Origin of the sequence: Azospirillum brasilense, assembly GCF_005222205.1 — a bacterium.
In the GTDB taxonomy this organism is placed as follows: domain Bacteria; phylum Pseudomonadota; class Alphaproteobacteria; order Azospirillales; family Azospirillaceae; genus Azospirillum; species Azospirillum brasilense_G.
The window spans coordinates 755,659-773,411 of record NZ_CP032347.1 but is presented as its reverse complement, the minus strand read 5'-3'; the positions used below and the strand labels follow the sequence as shown (position 1 = coordinate 773,411).

Below are 17,753 nucleotides of genomic sequence, written 5' to 3'. Positions count from 1 at the left end.
GCGGACGCTTTACAGCCCGTCGAAGAGAAGCTGTGCCGGCGGCTCGGCCTTGCGCTTCTTCCTCTTCTCCTTGGGCGCCTGTTCCGCGGCCGGTTTGTCCTGCGCCTCCTTCTCCTCGGCCGCTGCATCCTGGGCGTCCGGGTTCAGGGCCATCTCAACCCGCTTCAGAGGAGCCGGTGCGGGCGCGGGGGCTTCTGGGGCTGCCTCGACCGGCTCGGGCGCGTGGACCGGTTCTTCCGGAGCCGGCGCTGCGGCAGGAGGCATGTCCTCCGCCACAGTCTCCTGGACCGGCTCGACCGCCGCGTCCTCGGCCGGCTTGTCCGCCTTTTTCTTCTTCGGGCGGGTCGGGCGCGGCTCAATGCCCACCCCGTCCTTGACGCGGGCCTTGGCTTTGTCGCGGGCGACGGCCTCCGGTGCGTTGGGATCGTCGTTCAGCCACTTGCCGCGCTTGATGACCTCGTTCACGCGTCCCTGGTTGACGCTGAGCTGAAACGCGATCTCCTGCTGCGTCATGTCGGTGGTGCGGTGAAGCTCCAGAATCTGCGCGGCAAGTTCCGGGGTCATCTTCTTGCCGACGACGCGCCGCGCCGGGCGAATCGACCGCTGGGCCTTGTCGCGCTCGCGCAGCTTGCCCAGGATCTCCAGGGCCTCCGTGTTGCCCGCCGTCTTCAAGGCTTCTTCGAATTCCTTGAGCGTCGCCACCCGTTCCTCCTGCCACCATCCACCCGCGGCGACACCATCGCATCGCCGGCCTACAAGACCGACTATACATGGAATCGCTCGGGCGGTTGATAAGGCTCTTGCGAGGATATCCACAGAATGGCACGGCCGTGACGGGACGGCGACGCGACGCTATTAGACGTCTAATCGCCGGAAACCATCATTCGCCGGGATATTGCCTCTCCTTCAGGAAGCGCGCGAGATGGGCGGCGTTGCGCGCGGCCATGGCGGAGGTGGAGGCGACCTTGTCCGGCACCCTGTCCAGCTCCTGGAAGTCGGTCTTCTGCATCGCCTCCCCCACCCAGTAGCAGACGGCGTTGGCGGCGAGCGTGAAGCCGACGTCGTTCAGCGCCTGGAACAGCTCCGCCGAGACATGGTGGGCGCCGTCCTCGTTGCCGACCACGGCGACCAGAGCGACCTTGCCGTAGGACACCATGCGGCCCTGGTCGTCCGTCTCGCCCAGGAAGGCGTCCATGCGCTCCAGCACCCGCTTGCACACGCTGGACGGCTGTCCCATCCAGATTGGCGTGCCGAGGACGAGGATGTCCGCCCCCAGCACTTGGCGACGCAGGTCCGGCCAAGCGTCGCCCGGCCCCTCGTCGGAGGTGACGCCGGGCTTCACGTCATGGTCGGCGACGCGGACCGGCGCCCCCACCTCGACGCCGAGGGCCGCGAGATCCTTCTGGAGCAGCCCGATCATCGCGTCGGTCGAGGAGGGCTTTCCCGACGGCTTCAGGGTGCAGTTGAGCGCGAACGCTTTGATCGGCATGCTGTCCTCCCGGTTCGTTCCGCATCGGCGGGGATCGGAGGCAACATCCCGCCCTTCGAAACGTTGCGGCTCTCACGACACGGCCACCGAATTGCCCCGGCACAGCCCATCCGCCATCGGATAGGATGCGGCGGACCGAACCACAACGGAGGAACAGAGATGCCAACCATGACCGTCCGACCCCTGTGCCTTGCCGCGGCGCTGGCCGGGTCCCTGGCGCTGGCCGGATGCGCCGGAAACTCGACGGGGCTCGGGCTGAACCTCGTCTCGCAGGAGCAGCTTGTCGAACTCGGCCAGCAGGATTGGCAGCGCCTGATCCAGTCGACCCCGGCCACAACCAACGCCAGCTATCAGCGCCGCGCTGAGCAGATCTCCGCCCGCCTGCTGCGCGCCGCCTCCCTCGACCCCGCCGGGTGGGAGGTCCGCGTGTTCCAGGGCCAGGAGGCCAACGCCTTCGCCCTGCCCGGCCAGAAGATCGGCGTCTATGAAGGCCTCTTCAAGTACGCCAAGACCGACGCGCAGCTTGCCGCGGTCATCGGCCACGAGATCGCCCACAATCTGGAAGGCCACGCCGCCGAGCGGGTGAGCACCCAGATGGCCACCGACGCCGGCACCAGCATCCTGGGGGCCGTGGCCGGGGCGAGCGGGGTCGGCGGCAGCGAGATGATCGCCGCGGCGCTGGGCACCGGCGCGCAATACGGCCTGCTGCTGCCCTACTCCCGCAACCAGGAGCTGGCGGCCGACCGCGCCGGCCTGCTGATGATGGCCCGCGCCGGCTACGACCCGCAGGCGGCCATCGAGCTGTGGCAGAACATGAAGCAGGCGGGGGCCGAGCAGCCGACCTTCATGTCCACCCACCCCGGCACGGCGGACCGCATCGCGGCCCTGCAGAAGCTGATGCCCGAAGCGAAAGCAGCCTACAAGCCGAGCTGACCGGAACGGCGGGCGGTGCCGTGGTCGCACCGCCCGCCGAGCGCTTTCCCGCGAGAAAATTTTCTCGCCGAATGTTGACTCCCCTCCCCTGCCCCGGAGTCAACATTCCGGCTTGACCGGGCTCCGGCGCCGCGCAAAAGTGGCCTCGGGGCAAGGCAGGGGAACGAACCATGCGCGGCGAGGACATCAAGGCGTTCCGGGAAGGCCGGACGCTGAACCAGCCGGATTTTGCGGCTTGGCTGAACGAGAAGCTCGGCCGGAAATACGACAAGGCGAAGATCTCGCGCTGGGAGAACGGCAGCGAGAAGATTCCGGCTCCGGTCATTTCCCTGCTGTTGCAGGAGAAGATCGGAACGGTGACGCATCACGGCCCGGCGCTGATCTGCGCCGCGGCCAACCGCAAGGGCGGCGTCGGCAAGACCGCCTTCACCGTCAACACCGCCACCCTGCTCGCCCGGCATTTCAAGGTCCTGCTGATCGACGCGGACCCGCAGGCCAACGCCACCATCCATCTCGGCATCAACTCCATCGAGCGCGAGCGCGAGGAGAAGACCCTCTACTACGCGCTGAAGGCGTCCGTTGAGGCGCTGAAGTCGCGGGGGAAAGGGTTCGACCTCAGCGATTACATCGTCACCACCGACAGCGGTCTGGACGTGATCCCCAGCGGCATGCGGCTGGGCGACGCGGAGGCGGAACTGCAAAGCCAGTCCTCGGGCGACTGCGCGCTTCGGGAATGCCTGGATGGCGGAGCGCGGCAGAGCTACGATTTCATCTTCGTCGACACCCCGCCGCATTTCGGGATGCTGGCGCGCAACGCGCTGACCGCCGCCAACACCGTCGCCATCCCGTGCCAGACGGAAATGCTGAGCGTCGCCGGTGTCGAGTTCCTGCTGGAGAACCTGGACATGATCCGTCGCCGGGCCAACCCGGGGGTCAGTGTTCTCGGCATCCTGCCGACGATGTTCAACGCGCGGCTGACCCAGGACCAGGCGTCGCTCGACGACATCCGCAATCTGTTCGGCGCGAAGCTGCGCGTCTTCGGCCCGATCCCGCGGGCGACCGTCTATGCCCAGGCGGTGGCCGCCGGGCGCGCCGCGCTGGAGGCGGTGCCGGACGCGCCGGGCTACGAGGTCTATCAGGCCGTCGCCGACGCGCTGATCCAGGAACGTGCCCGCATGCCGGAGGTGATGGCCCATGTCGCGTAAACTGGCCCGGACGAACACCGGCGTGCTGACCACGGCCGCGGCCGAGCGCCAAGCCCGCGAGGACGGGCAGGGCTTCAACCGCCGCGGCCCGGTCGTGGTGGAGATCGACGTCGGCCGCATCGTCACCAACCCCGACCAGCCGCGCCGCCATTTCGACGAGGCGGACATGGAGGCGCTGAAATCCTCCATTGCGCAGCATGGGCTGGCCCAGCCGGTCGGCGTGCAGCAGTTGGGCGACGGCCGCTTCCAGCTCGTCTTCGGGGAGCGGCGCTTCCGAGCGGTGCGGGCGCTCGGTCACCCGACCATCTACGCCGTGACCGTCACCGGCGCGTCGGACGAACTGGCTCTGATCGAGAACGTCGTCCGCGCCGATCTGTCGCCCTTCGAGGAGGGCGACGCTTACGCCCGGCTGATGGAGCGCCACGGCTACCGGCAAGAGGATGTCGGGCGGATCGTCGGCAAGGACCGGGTGGACATTTCCCGCGCACTCCTCATCAGCCGCCTGCCGCAGCGCATCCGTGACGAGTATCCGCTGCACCGTCCGGCGCGCTACCGGCTGGTGGAGATCGCGCGGCGGAAAGGGGAGGGCGAACAGCTTCGCGGCTGGGACGCGCTGGTCGCGGAGATGACCCGGCGCTCCGCCGACGCGGAAGACACTCCGTCGCCCGCGGCGGCGCGGCCCCGCAGCAACGCGGTTCCGACCGGCAGCGCATTGCCGAAGCCGCTGGCCAAGGCGATGTTCGGGGCGCGCCAGACCGTCGCCGCCGTCCGTGAACAGGGACTGGCGCTGGCGGACATCGACCGGGAGACGCTCCGCGCCATCCGCGACGACATCGACGCGATTCTCACTGCCGGCGAGGGCAGGGGAGGGGGGTGAGAGACGCCACGGCTCCGCGAGAAAATTTTCTCGCGGAGCCGTGGCGTCCGGTATGGTTCAGCGACTGGCCAAGGCCACCGGCCCGGCCGAGGTCCGGGCGCTGTCCAGCGATTGCAGCAGGTTCGTGCGGGCCATGACCATAAGAAGGTCCGTCTGGGTCACCACACCCAGAAGCCCGCCGCTCCCATCCACGATGGCGACCTCGTGCGTGCCCCCGTCCGACAGCGGGCCGAGCAGACGGAAGGCCGGAGTTTCCGGACCGGCGGTCACCGGTGGGGCCATCACCGCCGCCACCGTCGCGGCATGTCCGACCAGATGCCGGTGCCCGACCAGACCGACCACAACGTTGCGCCGGTCCACCACCGGCAGGGTGCGGAACGCGTGCTCGATCAGGCGGGCGCGGGCCACCTCGGGATGGGCCTCCGCGCTCACCGTCACCACGTCGCGGGACATGATGTCACCGCAGGTGATTCCGCTGTGCATCCGCTCCATGGCGTGAAGCTCGGCCTTCTCCAAAAGGGCGCTCAGGTCGTCACGATTGACGTCCAGCGCCTCCCCCAATTCGCGGATCGCCTCGTCCAGGTCGTCGGCGGTCAGGCCGGCGCGCGTTTGGGCGGGGGGATCGGCGGTGCCGTGGCTGTTGGCCGGCTTGGGTGGTGCCCGGTGCGGGTAGGAATGGCCGGAGAAGCGGTGGAACGTCCAGCCCGCCAGCACAAGCAGGATGGAATTGACAGCGACCGGGTAGAACACGAACTGCATCCCCGACGCCGCGATCGCCGGCCCACCGATCACCGCGGTCAGGGCGGCGGCGCCGCCCGGCGGGTGCAGGCAGCGCGTCATCGACATGGTCGCGATGGCCAGCGCCACCGCCACGCCGCCGGCCAGCATCGGGTCGGGGATCAGCGCCGCCACCATCACCCCGACCAGCGCCGACAGGGTGTTGCCGCCGATGATCGACCAGGGTTGGGCGAGCGGGCTGGCCGGCACCGCGAACAGCAGGACCGCCGACGCCCCCATCGGCGCCACCAGGGCCGGCGCGCTGGTGAGATGGGTCAGCAGGTTGTGGCAAAGCAGGCCCGTCGCGGCGAGGCCGATCATGGCGCCGCAGCAGGCGATCAACCGGTCCTTCAGGTTCGCACCGGGCAGGATGGGCCTGAACAGGGCAAGGCGGCGGCGGTTTTCGCGTTTCTTCAGCAGAGTGATTTTCCAGCGGCGCAGCAGATGCCGTATCTCGCGGTGCATTCGGCCCGGTCCCTCCCAAGGTTTCGGCGTGCGGCGGCAGGATAGAACCTCAAGCTAAGTTGAGGTCAAACGGAAAGTGCCGGACCGCCTTACCGTTTCCGCGCGGCGTTGCCGCCATCGGACAGGACATCAGGAGTGCGCGCCTTGACCGGGGGCAAGGGGGTGAGCCCGTCCAGCGCCTCCTGCAGACCCAGCACGCGCTCGACCGACGCTTTCCATTGGGCGACGGTCGCCAGATTGTCGATGGGCCAGGACAGCGCCGCGACCGCCTGCTGGAAGGCCTGCGCGGTCTGCATCATCACCCCCAGCGTGATGGCTCCCGCGGCGTAGCGGGGCGCCACCACCAGGATGGGAAAGACCGCGGACAGCACCGAATAGGACGCGCCGAAGGCCATCACGCGGACCAGCGCGCCGGTCTGCCGTTCCCAGCCGCGACGCACCCCGCCGAACAGCAGGGCGATGCGGCCGCGCTCCACCGCCTCGCCGCGCTGCCGGGCGATGATCGGCGCGTTCTCGCGGACCCGCGCCAGCCCGAACCGGAAATCGGCCTCCAGCCCCTGCCGCCGCTCCGCCGCGCGGACCAGCGGCCGGGCGACGGCGATGGCCGCGGCGGTTCCGGCGGCGGAGAAGGCGAGAGCGAGGAGAAGCAAATGGCCGGGCACCGCGAGGCTCACGCCGGCGAACGCGACCTGCACCAGCCCGGAAAGCTGCCACAGGATGCTGGCGAAACTCACCAGCAGCAGCAGACAGTAGGTCAGCGAATGACCGAGATCGACGACGAGTTCGGTGACGATGCGGACGTCCTCGGCGATGCGCCCGTCCGGATTGTCATGGTCGCCGGGATGGGAGGGGAGGGCAAGCTCCCGTCCCTCCGACACCCACGCGCCGACCAGCCGCCGGGTCAACCACGCCCGCCAGCCGAACTGGAGGCGCCGCTTCACCCACAAATGCGCGACGGTGACCGCGATGTTGAACAGCAGGATCCCGCCGGCCGCCGCGGCCATGACCGGCAGCCGGTCCATCGCCCGCTGCTCCAGCGCGTCGAACAGGCGCTGGCTCCACAGGTTCATCATCACCGGGACGGACACCTGCGCCACCGTCAGGGCCAGCAGGGCCAGCGCCAGCAGCCGGACCGACCAGCGGTCCCGTCCCGCCCAGTAGCCCCCGGCCAGTCCGGCAAAGCGCCGGACGAAGCCGGAGGCGGTTCTCGGGGAAACCCTTCTCACCATGACCGACCATCCCGGCCGCCCAACCGAGGCGCCCAACATCTGCGGCTCGGTTCAGCCTAACACCAATCCGGGCGACGGGAACCGGGACAAGCGGTGATCCCCTGATCCCGCCGGATCAGGCGGCCCGGACGGTGGCGATGAAGCTGCGCACCTCATTGCGCAGCCGCTCCGCCTCGGCGGCCAGCTCCTCCGACGTGCCGTGGACATGGCTGGCGGCACTGCCGGTCTCGGACACGGCCGTGCTGACGCCGGCGATGTTGCGCGACACCTCCTCCGTCCCCTGGGCGGCCTGGGAGACGCTGCTGGCGATCTCGCGGGTCGCCGCGGCCTGCTCCTCGATGGCGGCGGCGATGGTCGTGGCAATCTCGCTCATCCGGCCGATGGTCTGGCCGATGCTGCCGATGGCCTTCTGCGCGCCGCCGGTGGTCTGCTGGATCTCCTGCACCTTCGATTGGATCTCGTCGGTCGCCTTGGCGGTCTGGTTGGCCAGCGCCTTCACCTCGCCCGCCACCACGGCGAAGCCCTTGCCCGCCTCGCCGGCGCGGGCCGCCTCGATGGTGGCGTTCAGCGCCAGCAGGTTGGTCTGGGCGGCGATGCCGCTGATGATCTCCACCACCTGCCCGATCTGCTCGGCGGCGGTGACCAGGGCGCGCATGGTGCGGTCGGCGCCTTCCGCGTCGGTCACCGCCTGCCCGGCGATGCGGGTGGAGATCTCCACCTGCTGGCCGATCTCGGCGATGGAGGCCGACAGCTCCTCCGTCGCGCTGGCGACGGTCTGCACGTTGGCCGACGCCTCCTCGGAGGCGGAGGCGACGAGGAGCGAGCGCTCGCTGGCGTCCGCGGCGGTGCCGGACAGCGTGCTGGCGGCGTTGTGCATGCCGCCCGCGGCGCTCGCCACCGCCTCGACGATACCCTGGACGGTCGCTTCGAAGGTGTCGGCCATGTGGATCATGGTGGCGCGGCGCTGCGCGGCGGCCTGGCGCTCGGCCTCCTCCTGCGCCTTGCGCATGCGCTCCATCTCCTCGGCGTTCGACTTGAAGACCTGGAGCGCACGGGCCAGCGCCCCGATCTCGTCCTTGCGCCATCCCTCGTCCACCTGCACCGTGCGGTCGCCCTCGGCCAGCCGGCCCATCGCCCCGGTGATCGTGCCGAGCGGGCGGGTGATCGCCCGCGAGATCATCCAGGCCAGCAGCAGGCCCAGCGCCACCGCGGCGGCGGTCACCGCGGCGCCCTGCCGCTCGGCGGCGGCCACCGCGGCGGCGGCGCTGACCTCCAGCCCCTTCAGGACCTCGGTGGAGTGCTGGCGGATCGCCCCGATCCTCTTGTTGATCTGGGCGCCGGCGCGGGTCAGCGTGTCGGCGTTGACGCGGGCCATCTCCTCGGCGATGGCGGCGATGCGCTCGATGCCCGCGGTGTAGCGCGGCAGCTTGGCGAGCACCTCCGTGCGCTTCGCGGCACCCGGGGAGTCGGTCCAGCCCTTGGCTTCGCTCTCGACATCGGCGGCCACCGCCGCCAGATCCTGGCGGATGCGGGCCAGATCCTCGGGCTTCGTCTCGGTCACGAAGCGGGCGACCAGAACACGCACCAGCAGAAACTGCTCGCTGACGCCCGCGGCCTGAACGGTGCGGTCCAGATTGCCGGTCTGCCGTTCGGCGGTCACCAGATCGCTCAACGTCCGGCGGATGTCGGCCCCCAGCTTGTTCACGACCTCCGCGACGATGCCGTCCCGTTCGGTGCGCAGGGCGACCAGACGGTCGAAGCCGGTCAGAAAATCCCGCTCCAGCCCACGAATCTCGTCCACCGCCTGACGATCGGCCGAATCGCCGATGCCGGGGGCCGCCTTGTCCAATTGCCGGCGGAAGTCCCCAGTTGTCGCGCGGAAGCGGGTGGCAGCACTGTCCGTCCCGGAAACGAGAAACTCCGCCGCCGCGCCCAGCGCGTCGGACAGCGCGGTATCGGCCTCTCCCAACGTCACCGTGATGTCGGACTGCGCCGCGTAGCTGCGCAGCGCTGTGTCGTTGGACCGAAGGCCGCTCCAGGAAACCGCCCCCAACGTGACCAGCAGGGCCAGCGTGACCCCGAAGCCGGTGTAGACCTTGGTTGCGGTGCGCAAGTTGGCGAAAGCACGAAGGGAGGTGGTCATGATGGGATGTCCTGCCTGGGGTATTTTTTGTTCGGCGTCGGTTGCCCGTACCGGATCAAATCATTCTCAAATTCCGTACCAACTCCCAATCCCCGCGCAATTGCTGTTCCACCCAGCAAAAATCCCGAGCGGGCTGCGCGGTTGTTCCTTCCCAACCGTTGCAATTTGCCAACGCGCTCCCATCCGCGTCGCAAATTGCCACGCCCGCGTCGGCAAGTTGCGAATGGGAACGCCGGAACGGTCCCGATGTTGAGGCCCGATGTTGAGGGAAGCGCCGCCAGAGCGCAGACTGGAATCCCGCACACGCACGGAACAACGAGAGGTCGGTCATGCCGGACAGCAAGCATTTCGCTCCGCCCGGACCCATCGGGTTTGGTGGCGCTCCGCTCGGCAACATGTTCGAGGAGGTGCCGGACGACGTGGCGGAGGCCACCCTGGCCGCCGCCTGGGACGCCGGCATCCGCTATTTCGACACGGCGCCGGAATATGGCCCCGGCATATCGGAGCACCGGTTCGGCCATGTCCTGCGCAACCGCCCGCGCGACGAGTTCGTCCTGTCCACCAAGGTCGGGCGTCTGCTGCGCGCCGATGCCAGCAAGGGCGGGCAGCACGGCCCCTTTGTGAAGGGGCTGCCCTTCCGGGTGGACTACGACTACACCGCCGACGGGGTGCGCCGCTCCATCGAGGACAGCCTGCAACGGCTGGGCATGGCGCGCATCGACATCGCCTACATCCACGATTGCGCCGAGGACGCCCACGGCGACCGCTGGCTGGAGGTGTTCGACACCGCCATGAAGGGCGCCGCCGTGGCGCTGACCAAGCTCCGCGAGGAGGGCGTGATCCGCGGCTGGGGCCTGGGCGTCAACCGGGTGGAGCCCTGCGTGATGGCGTTGGAGCGCGCCGACCCCGACGTCTTCCTGCTGGCCGGGCGCTACAGCCTGCTGAACCAGCCGGCGCTGGACACGCTGTTCCCGCGTTGCCAGGAGCGCGGCGTCCATGTGGTGGTCGGCGGCCCCTACAACTCCGGCCTGATCGCCGGGGGCAAGAATTTCGAGTACCAAGAGGCTCCGCCGGACAAGGTGGCGGCGCGCGACCGTCTGGCCGAGATCGCCAAGCGGCACGGCGTGGACCTGCGGGCGGCGGCCCTGCAATTCTGCGCGGCGCACCCGGTCGTCGCCTCGGTCATTCCGGGCACCAAGAACCCGCCGCGCGTGCAGGAGAACGTCGCGCTGATGAAGCAGCCGATCCCGGCGGACTTCTGGCGGGAGCTGAAACAGGCGGGCGTCCTGCCGGAGCAGGCCCCGACTCCCGCCTGAGGCGCCGGCCTAATCGTCCATGCGGACGGCGGCGGCGATCCAGTGGCGGAAGCTCTGCATCGCCGCCGTCTCGGGACGGGAGTGCAGGCGGGTCAGCCAGTAGCGGCCCGCCGGCACCTCGATGGCGAAGGGGCGGACCAGCCGGTCGGTGGCGAGGTCGTGCCCGAACAGCCGCGCCGGCAGCAGAGCCACCCCGGCGCCCATCGCGGCGGCGGCGGCGATGGTGGGGGAGGAGTCGAAGACCGGGCCGCGGATGGCCGGGCAGGGCACCCCGGCCAAAGCGAACCAGCGCTGCCATTCCTCGACCCGGTAGGAGCGCAGCAGCACCTCCCGCGCGAGCTCGGCCGGGGCGGACAGCCGTTGCGCCAGCGCCGGGGCGCAGAGCGGGGTCAGCGGGGCGTCGAGCAGTGGCACCGCCTCCACCCCGTGCCAGGAGCCGTCGCCGAAGCGGATGGCGAAGTCCAGCCCCTCGCCGGCCAGATCGACCCGGTTGTTGTTGGTCAGGATGCGCAGATCCACGGCCGGGTTCGCGGCGGTGAAGGCCGGCAGGCGCGGCAGCAGCCAGCCCGTGGCGAAGGTTCCCACCACCCCGACCGTCAGCACCTCGTGGTAGCGCCCGTCGGCGAAGCGGTCGAGCGTCGCGCCGATCCGCTCGAAGGCGTCCATCAGCACCGGCACCAGCGCCGCCCCCTCGTCGGTCAGGGCGAGGCCGCGCGGCAGGCGGCGGAACAGGGTGACGCCCAGCCGCGCCTCCAGCGTGCGGATCTGCTGGCTGACCGCCGCCTGGCTGACGCACAGTTCCAGCCCGGCGCGGGTGAAGCTGAGATGGCGGGCCGACGCCTCGAAGGCGCGCAGCGCGTTGAGCGGAAGCTGGGGGCGGGCCATGGACAGCTATTAGTTTTTCTTGTGGCTTGTGAAAACTATCATCGTTTGTTCGAGCGCCGGGAGCTTTTTATCGTCCGCCCATCGACACGGCATGAGACGAGGACACGATGATCGGACGGCGGGCTTTCCTGGCCGCGGCGGGCGGCGTGACGCTGCTGGCGGCAACCGGCGTGAAGGCGGAGAAACCCAGAAAATTCGGGGACAAGCGGCTGGCGGACGCGATCGCCGCGTTGGAAAAGCGCAGCGGCGGGCGGCTCGGCGTGGCGGTGCTCGACACCGGCACCGGACAGAGCTTCGGGCATCGCGCGGACGAGCGCTTCCCGATGTGCAGCACCTTCAAATTTCTTTTGGCTGGCGCCGTCCTGAAGCAGGTGGACGAGGGGCGGGAGCGGCTGGACCGGCGCATTCGAGTGACCAAGGCGGACATGGTCCCCTACGCCCCCTTCGCCGAAACCCGCCTCGACGGCCCGCCCCCCACGGTGGCCGAGCTGTGCGAGGCCACAATGACGCTCAGCGACAACGTGGCGGCAAACCTGCTGCTGCCGGCGGTGGGCGATCCCGCCGGGCTGACCGCCTTCCTGCGCACGCTGGGCGACCGGAAGACCCGGCTGGACCGCAACGAGCCGTCGCTGAACAGCGCCATTCCCGGCGATCCCCGCGACACCACCACGCCCGCGGCGATGGTCCACAGCATGGAGCGGCTGATGCTGGGCGACGCGTTGACGTCGGCGTCGCGCGACCAGCTCATCGCCTGGATGGTCGCCAACCGGACCGGTGACAAGCGCCTGCGCGCCGGCCTGCCGAAGGGCTGGCGCATCGGCGACAAGACCGGCACCGGCGTGCGCGGGACGGCCAACGACATCGGCATCGTCTGGCCGGAGGGCAGGGCGCCGCTGCTGATCACCAGCTACCTGACCGAGACGCCCGACACCTTCAAGGAACGGGACGCCACCCACGCCGGCGTGGCCCGCGCGGTCGTCGACACCCTCAAGGGCTGATCGCATTTGAAATCCCCTCTCCCCTCCGGGGAGAGGGTTAGGGTGAGGGGGTCGCACTTGTGCCGGACGTATCGCCACGCGCATCCCCCTCACCGGCCCTCCGGGCCACCCTCTCCCCAGAGGGGAGAGGGCTATGAAGGTCAAACGCGATTGCCTTGAACGACCGCCCCCTGCGGCATGTCGTCACTGGGGTTTACCCTAAGAAGTGTAGGGATGCCCCCAATGGGAACGGGGGCAGGGCGCCGGTACCCTTCGCACCGTAGGGCCGCGGTTCGTCGCGGCCGAAGGAATCAGGTGCGAAGAGGCCAGCCATGGACCGATCAAGGCGCAACTTCTGCCTCGGCGCCGGCGCCGCGACCATCGGGGCCGCGACGGTGGCGACGATGCCAGCCGCCGCCGCGCCCAGCGGTGCGTCGCTCCGCCGGGACGGCGATCCGGCGCACCGCTGGGCGATGGTGGTGGACGTGGGCAAATGCGTGGGCTGCCAAGCCTGCACGGTCGCCTGCATCATGGAGAACGACGTTCCGGAAAACAGCTTCCGCACCATCGTCTCCACCTATGAGGTGACGGAGCAGGGCAAGGCCGGCAGCTACATGCTGCCGCGCCTGTGCAACCATTGCGAGGATCCGCCCTGCATCCCCGTCTGTCCAACCGGAGCGACCTTCCAGCGCCGGGACGGTATCGTCGTGGTGGACAACACCGTCTGCGTCGGCTGCGCCTATTGCGTCCAGGCCTGCCCCTACGACGCGCGCTTCATCAACCACGAAACCCAGACCGCCGACAAATGCACCTTCTGCGTCCACCGCGTGGAGGCCGGGCTGCTGCCCGCCTGCGTGGAGACCTGCGTCGGCGGCGCCCGCATCTTCGGTGACCTGAACGACCCGGACAGCGCCGTCGCCACCCTGGTCCGCGAGGAGAACCCCAAGGTGCTGAAGCCGGAGCAGGGAACCCAGCCCCGCGTCTTCTATCTCGGCCTCGACCCCCGCTTCCAGGGCAAGGTCGACGGCACGCCGACGCTCTGGAAGCCCAGCAGCCAGCCCCACGCCGAGAAGGAGCACGCGTGATGGACAACCATATCGTCGAGGTCATCAATGTGACCCGCGAGGTCGCGTGGCTTCCCTGGGCCGTCCAGTATTTCTTCCTGATCGGCCTGTCGGTCGGCGGCCTGCTGCTCAGCCTCCCCGGCTACGCTTTCGCCCGGGAGGACTGGCGCGCGCTGGGGCGCGTCGCCCTGCTGGTGGCGCTGACCTGCGGGCTGGCCGCCCCGGTGGCGCTGCTGTCGGACCTCCACCAGCCGGGCCGCTTCTGGCACTTCTACGTCGTGCTGCGCCCGACATCGTGGATGTGGTGGGGCTCGGTCTTCATCCCCCTCTACGTCACCGGCCTGCTGGCCTACGGCTGGGCCTGCTTCCGCGAGGAGTTGCAGGCCCATGGCCGGGTGGACAGCCGCCTTGCGGCGCTCTACCGGCTGGCGTCGCTGGGCGGCGGGCGCAACGACGCGCTGATCCGCGCCGCCGGTCTGTTCGCCCTGGTGGGCGCGCTCCTCGTCGCCCTCTACACCGGGGCGGAGGTCGCGGTGGTCAAGGCGCGCCCGCTGTGGCACACGCCCTTCCTGCCCGTGCAGTTCCTGATGACCGCGCTGGCCGGCGCCGCCGGTCTGGTGCTGGTGCTGAACCGCTTCGCCGCCGGCAACGACCGCGCGGTGGAGGTGCGGGCGAACCGGCTGCTCGCCGGCGTCCTGGGCGGCGTCATGCTGGTCGGCGCGCTGTGGCTGGCGCTCGGCCTGTTCGGGCTGGACGCTACCCACGCGGAGGCGCTGGGCAGCGTCGCCGGGTCGGAGGCATGGCGCGTCACCGCCGTCTGGGCCGTCGCCGCCACCGCGCTGCCCTTCGCCATCGCCGTCGCCAAGCCCGCCGGGACGGGGCTGCTGACCGGGCTGATCGCCCTGCACGGTGCCTGGATGTTCCGCTGGACCGTGTTCATCGGCGGCCAGACCGTGCCGAAGACCGGCGCCGGCTTCTACGACTACGCGCTGCCCGCCGGTCCGGAGGGGCTGCTGGGAATCGTCGGCACGGCCGGACTCTGGCTGTTCCTGCTGATCGCCCTCACCGCCATCCTGCCTTCCCCGCGCCGCCCGGCGCCCGCTCCGGCCCGCGCCGCCCAGGCGCCTGCCGGAACCGTGGCCGCCGCCGAGTGAACGGAGCACCCATCATGTCGATTTCCCGTCGCCTCCTTCTGAAGACCAGCGCCGCGGGCGGCGCGCTCGCCGCCTTCGCGGGCGGCTTCTCCGACACCGGGCGCAAGCTCGTGAAGGGCGCCTGGGCCGGGGACAAGCCCGACCACGCCATCTCCGGCAACGCCCCGGCCCCCGAATTCCGCGTCGATCCGGCAACCGGCGACCTCACCCCGACGCCGGGCCAGATCGTCGCCAACGTCGCCTGCCTCGGCTGCACCACCCTGTGCGGCGTCCGCGTCCGGGTGGATGTCGAGAAGAACAAGGTGCTGCGCGTCGCCGGAAACCCCTACAGCCCGCTGTCCACCGATCCCTTCCTGCCCTACGGCACGCCGATCAAGGAGAGCTTCAAGTCGCTGTCGCGGCTGGACGAGAAGGGGCTGAAGGGCCGCTCGACCGCCTGCGGGCGGGGCAACGCGGCGCTGGAGATGCTGACCTCGCCCTTCCGCGTCGCCACGCCGATGAAGCGCGTCGGCCCGCGCGGCTCCGGCCAATGGGAACCCATCGCCTTCGACCGGCTGGTCGAGGAGATCGCGGAGGGCGGCGACCTGTTCGGCGAAGGCCCGGTGCCCGGCCTGCGGGCGCTGCGCGACCTGAAGACGCCCATCGACCCGGCCGCCCCCGAACTGGGGCCGAAGGTCAACCAGGTGGCCCTGCTGTCGTCGGTCAACGACGGGCGGGAGCCGTTCGTGCGGCGTTTCTTCAACCAGGCGTTGGGGACGATCAACTTCGTCGGCCACGGCTCCTACTGCGGCGGCGCCTACCGCTCCGGTTCGGGGGCGGTTTTCGGCGACGCCAAGAAGATGCCGCACGCCAAGCCGGACCTGCAGAACGCCGAGTTCGTTCTGTTCATCGGCACCGCCCCGTCGAACGCCGGCAACCCGTTCAAGCGGCAGGCCATGCTGCTCGCCAAAGGGCGGACGGACGGCGTCCTGAACTACGTCGTCGTCGATCCGGTGCTGACCAACGCCGACAACCGCGCGGCGGCGGAGCGGTCCAACTGGATTCCCATCCGGCCCGGCACCGACGGCGCCCTGGTCATGGGCATGATGCGCTGGATGTTCGAGAACGGGCGCATCGACGCCAACTACCTGTCCCAGCCCAACGGCAAGGCGGCGGAGGCGGCGGGCGAGGCCGGCTGGTGCAACGCCACCCATCTGGTGATCCAGCAGGCGGGCCACCCGCGCGACGGGCGGATGCTGCGCGCCTCCGACCTCGGCTGGGTCACGCTGGGCGAGACGGAGCGCTACGGCGCCAAGGACGCCTTCGTCGTGCTCGACCCCGCCGGCACGCCGGTGGCCCACGACGCGCTGACGGGACCGGCTATGCTGTTCCACGGCGGGACACTGGCGACCCCGGCGGGAGACGTCGCGGTGAAGACCAGCCTGACCCTGCTGCGCGAGCAGGCGATGCGGCTCGACCTCGCCGGCTACGCCGACGCCTGCGGCATCCCCGCCGACGTCATCGCCGGTCTGGCGCGCGAGTTCACCAGCCACGGCAAGAAGGCGGCCGCCAACGCCCACGGCGGCATGATGGCCGGCAACGGCTTCTACAACGCCTTTAGCGTGGTCACCCTGAACACGCTGATCGGCAATCTGAACTGGAAGGGCGGCACCATCTTCGGCGGTGGGCGCTTCCCGGACGAGCAGGACGGCCCGCGCTACAAGCTGGCGAGCTTCCCCGGGCAGGTGAAGCCCTCCGGCACGCCGATCAGCCGCCCCGTCCCCTATGAGAGGTCCAGCGAGTTCAAGGTGAAGAAGGAGGCCGGCAAGCCCTATCCGGCCAAGGCGCCCTGGTACCCCAACGCCCCGCAGCTCACCACCGAGTATCTGACCAGCGGCGTGGTGGACGGTTACCCCTACCCGCTGAAGGCCCTGTTCCTGTGGAACAGCAACCCGCTCTACGGCATCCCCGGCGTCCGCGCCCAGGTGGAGGCGACGCTGCGCGACCCGAAGGCGCTGCCGCTGATCGTCGCCATCGACCCCTTCATCAACGAATCCACGGCCTTCGCCGACTACATCATTCCCGACACCGTGCTGTACGAGACCTGGGGCTGGGCGGCGCCCTGGGCGGGCGTGCCGACCAAGACCTCGACGGCGCGCTGGCCGGTGGTGGCTCCGCGCACCGAGCCGCTGCCGGAGGGCCGGCACGTCCAGATGGAGACCTTCCTGATCGCGCTGGCGAAGCGGCTGGGCCTGCCCGGCTTCGGCCCGGACGCCATCGCCGACATGGACGGGAACACTTATCCGCTGGAACGGCCGGAGGATTGGTATCTGCGCGGTGGCGCCAACATCGCGTGGCTGGGCAAGCAGCCGGTCCCCGACGCCACGGACGAGGACATTGCCCTGTCCGGCGTCGCCCGCGTCCTGCCGGCGCTCCAGGCGGTGCTGAAGGAGGAGGAGTGGCGCAAGGTCGCCTTCATCCTGGCGCGCGGCGGGCGTTACCAGAACCAGGCGGAGGGCTTCGAGGGCGACAGGGCCACCCACCGCTTCAAGGACGGGCTGCTGGTCTACAACGAGGCGGTCGGCGCGGCGAAGAGCAGCGTCACCGGCAGGCGCTGGACCGGCACCGCCGCCTGGACGCCCCCGGCCTTCGCCGACGGCACGCCGATGCGGCAGGTCCACAGGGTAGAGGACTGGCCCTTCCAGCTCATCAGCTCGAAATCGGTGCTGGTCAGCGCCTACACCATCGCGGCCAGCCGCCTGCGCCACCTGCACCCTGAGAATCCGGTGGGCATCAACGCGGAGGATGCGCGGCGGCTGGGCATCGCAACCGGCGACCGCATCCGCATCGCCACGCCGGGCGGGTCGGAGCTGGCGACCGCCATCGTCCGGCACGGCGTGATGCCCGGCGTGCTCGCCGTCGAGCACGGCTTCGGCCATAAGGAGTTCGGCGCGCGGCCGCACGTCATCGGCGGCCACAGCCAGCCGGTGGTGCCGGAGATCGGGGCGGGGGTGAACATCAACGACCTCGGCCTGCACGATCCGACCCGTCCGGGCGCCTCGGTCTGGGTCGACCCCATCGCCGGAACGGCGGTGCGCCAGGGCCTCCCCGCCAAGCTGGAACGCGTCGCCGCGGCGTGAGCCTTCCGTTCGGTAATCACGGGTAAAATTCCCTCTCCCCTCCGGGGAGAGGGGCAGGGTGAGGGGGCCGCGTGCGCGTCAAGCCCACGCCAGGGGATTGCCAAGGGGCAGCATGCCACT

At 70.1% G+C, this 17,753-nt stretch carries 14 protein-coding genes; 8 read left to right on the top strand and 6 right to left on the bottom strand.

Features of this window, described 5'->3' with window-relative positions:
- Positions 1-9: 9 nt before the first annotated feature.
- Together D3869_RS25575 and D3869_RS25570 are read right to left on the bottom strand one after the other, a co-directional pair.
- Entirely contained in the window at positions 10-702 is a 693-nt protein-coding gene (locus D3869_RS25575; RefSeq protein WP_137142551.1) for a hypothetical protein, read from the bottom strand.
- Between the two features lie 178 nt (positions 703-880).
- A complete protein-coding gene (locus tag D3869_RS25570; protein WP_137142550.1) occupies positions 881-1,489 on the bottom strand; it encodes a flavodoxin family protein in 609 nt (202 codons plus the stop codon).
- A gap of 168 nt (positions 1,490-1,657) precedes the next feature.
- Here D3869_RS25570 and D3869_RS25565 point away from each other — a divergent pair, with 168 nt between their 5' ends.
- From D3869_RS25565 to D3869_RS25555, 3 genes are all read left to right on the top strand, one after another.
- Positions 1,658-2,422: a M48 family metallopeptidase gene (locus tag D3869_RS25565; RefSeq protein ID WP_247895970.1), complete on the top strand. Its 765-nt coding sequence runs from the start codon at positions 1,658-1,660 to the stop codon at positions 2,420-2,422.
- A 170-nt stretch (positions 2,423-2,592) separates the two neighbouring features.
- Entirely contained in the window at positions 2,593-3,627 is a 1,035-nt protein-coding gene (locus tag D3869_RS25560; RefSeq protein ID WP_137142548.1) for an AAA family ATPase, read from the top strand.
- Complete coding sequence (locus D3869_RS25555) at positions 3,617-4,504, top strand: ParB/RepB/Spo0J family partition protein (protein ID WP_137142547.1); 888 nt, start codon at positions 3,617-3,619, stop codon at positions 4,502-4,504. The genes D3869_RS25560 and D3869_RS25555 overlap by 11 nt, the downstream gene beginning before the upstream one ends.
- A 57-nt stretch (positions 4,505-4,561) precedes the next feature.
- Here the strand turns inward: D3869_RS25555 and D3869_RS25550 are convergent, their stop codons facing one another.
- From D3869_RS25550 to D3869_RS25540, 3 genes are all read right to left on the bottom strand, one after another.
- Positions 4,562-5,746 carry an HPP family protein gene (locus D3869_RS25550; protein ID WP_137142546.1) on the bottom strand — a complete coding sequence of 395 codons (1,185 nt, stop codon included), beginning with the start codon at positions 5,744-5,746 and terminating at the stop codon, positions 4,562-4,564.
- A gap of 89 nt (positions 5,747-5,835) precedes the next feature.
- Positions 5,836-6,975, bottom strand: a complete 1,140-nt coding sequence (locus D3869_RS25545) for an SbmA/BacA-like family transporter (RefSeq protein WP_247895969.1) — start codon at positions 6,973-6,975, stop codon at positions 5,836-5,838.
- A 115-nt stretch (positions 6,976-7,090) separates the two neighbouring features.
- Positions 7,091-9,118, bottom strand: coding sequence for a methyl-accepting chemotaxis protein (locus D3869_RS25540; RefSeq protein WP_137142544.1), 2,028 nt, complete (start codon positions 9,116-9,118; stop codon positions 7,091-7,093).
- 329 nt (positions 9,119-9,447) lie between these two features.
- Between D3869_RS25540 and D3869_RS25535 the strand changes: the two genes are divergently transcribed.
- Positions 9,448-10,434, top strand: coding sequence for an aldo/keto reductase (locus tag D3869_RS25535; RefSeq protein ID WP_137142543.1), 987 nt, complete (start codon positions 9,448-9,450; stop codon positions 10,432-10,434).
- 9 nt (positions 10,435-10,443) lie between these two features.
- Here the strand turns inward: D3869_RS25535 and D3869_RS25530 are convergent, their stop codons facing one another.
- The gene (locus D3869_RS25530; protein ID WP_137142542.1) at positions 10,444-11,319 is read right to left on the bottom strand and encodes a LysR family transcriptional regulator; all 876 of its coding nucleotides are present in this window, start codon (positions 11,317-11,319) and stop codon (positions 10,444-10,446) included.
- 107 nt (positions 11,320-11,426) lie between these two features.
- Between D3869_RS25530 and bla the strand changes: the two genes are divergently transcribed.
- The 4 genes from bla (at position 11,427) to D3869_RS25510 (ending at position 17,633) form a co-directional block, all read left to right on the top strand.
- The gene (gene bla / locus D3869_RS25525) at positions 11,427-12,317 is read left to right on the top strand and encodes a class A beta-lactamase (RefSeq protein ID WP_137142541.1); all 891 of its coding nucleotides are present in this window, start codon (positions 11,427-11,429) and stop codon (positions 12,315-12,317) included.
- A 311-nt stretch (positions 12,318-12,628) separates the two neighbouring features.
- Complete coding sequence (gene dsrO / locus D3869_RS25520) at positions 12,629-13,381, top strand: sulfate reduction electron transfer complex DsrMKJOP subunit DsrO (protein WP_137142540.1); 753 nt, start codon at positions 12,629-12,631, stop codon at positions 13,379-13,381.
- Entirely contained in the window at positions 13,381-14,514 is a 1,134-nt protein-coding gene (gene nrfD / locus D3869_RS25515) for an NrfD/PsrC family molybdoenzyme membrane anchor subunit (RefSeq protein WP_137142539.1), read from the top strand. Before dsrO ends, nrfD begins: the two co-directional genes overlap by 1 nt.
- Positions 14,515-14,528: 14 nt before the next feature.
- Positions 14,529-17,633, top strand: coding sequence for a molybdopterin dinucleotide binding domain-containing protein (locus tag D3869_RS25510; RefSeq protein ID WP_137142538.1), 3,105 nt, complete (start codon positions 14,529-14,531; stop codon positions 17,631-17,633).
- Positions 17,634-17,753 lie beyond the last annotated feature (120 nt).

What these genes read in the sequence shown, in the direction of transcription:
- D3869_RS25560 (WP_137142548.1), top strand. Translation starts at nt 2,593, where the DNA reads ATGCGCGGCGAGGACATCAAGGCGTTCCGGGAAGGCCGGACGCTGAAC.
- nrfD (WP_137142539.1), top strand. Translation starts at nt 13,381, where the DNA reads ATGGACAACCATATCGTCGAGGTCATCAATGTGACCCGCGAGGTCGCG.
- D3869_RS25540 (WP_137142544.1), bottom strand. Translation starts at nt 9,118, where the DNA reads ATGACCACCTCCCTTCGTGCTTTCGCCAACTTGCGCACCGCAACCAAG.
- D3869_RS25510 (WP_137142538.1), top strand. Translation starts at nt 14,529, where the DNA reads ATGTCGATTTCCCGTCGCCTCCTTCTGAAGACCAGCGCCGCGGGCGGC.
- D3869_RS25565 (WP_247895970.1), top strand. Translation starts at nt 1,658, where the DNA reads ATGACCGTCCGACCCCTGTGCCTTGCCGCGGCGCTGGCCGGGTCCCTG.
- D3869_RS25555 (WP_137142547.1), top strand. Translation starts at nt 3,617, where the DNA reads ATGTCGCGTAAACTGGCCCGGACGAACACCGGCGTGCTGACCACGGCC.
- bla (WP_137142541.1), top strand. Translation starts at nt 11,427, where the DNA reads ATGATCGGACGGCGGGCTTTCCTGGCCGCGGCGGGCGGCGTGACGCTG.
- D3869_RS25545 (WP_247895969.1), bottom strand. Translation starts at nt 6,975, where the DNA reads ATGGTGAGAAGGGTTTCCCCGAGAACCGCCTCCGGCTTCGTCCGGCGC.
- D3869_RS25550 (WP_137142546.1), bottom strand. Translation starts at nt 5,746, where the DNA reads ATGCACCGCGAGATACGGCATCTGCTGCGCCGCTGGAAAATCACTCTG.
- D3869_RS25570 (WP_137142550.1), bottom strand. Translation starts at nt 1,489, where the DNA reads ATGCCGATCAAAGCGTTCGCGCTCAACTGCACCCTGAAGCCGTCGGGA.
- D3869_RS25535 (WP_137142543.1), top strand. Translation starts at nt 9,448, where the DNA reads ATGCCGGACAGCAAGCATTTCGCTCCGCCCGGACCCATCGGGTTTGGT.
- dsrO (WP_137142540.1), top strand. Translation starts at nt 12,629, where the DNA reads ATGGACCGATCAAGGCGCAACTTCTGCCTCGGCGCCGGCGCCGCGACC.
- D3869_RS25530 (WP_137142542.1), bottom strand. Translation starts at nt 11,319, where the DNA reads ATGGCCCGCCCCCAGCTTCCGCTCAACGCGCTGCGCGCCTTCGAGGCG.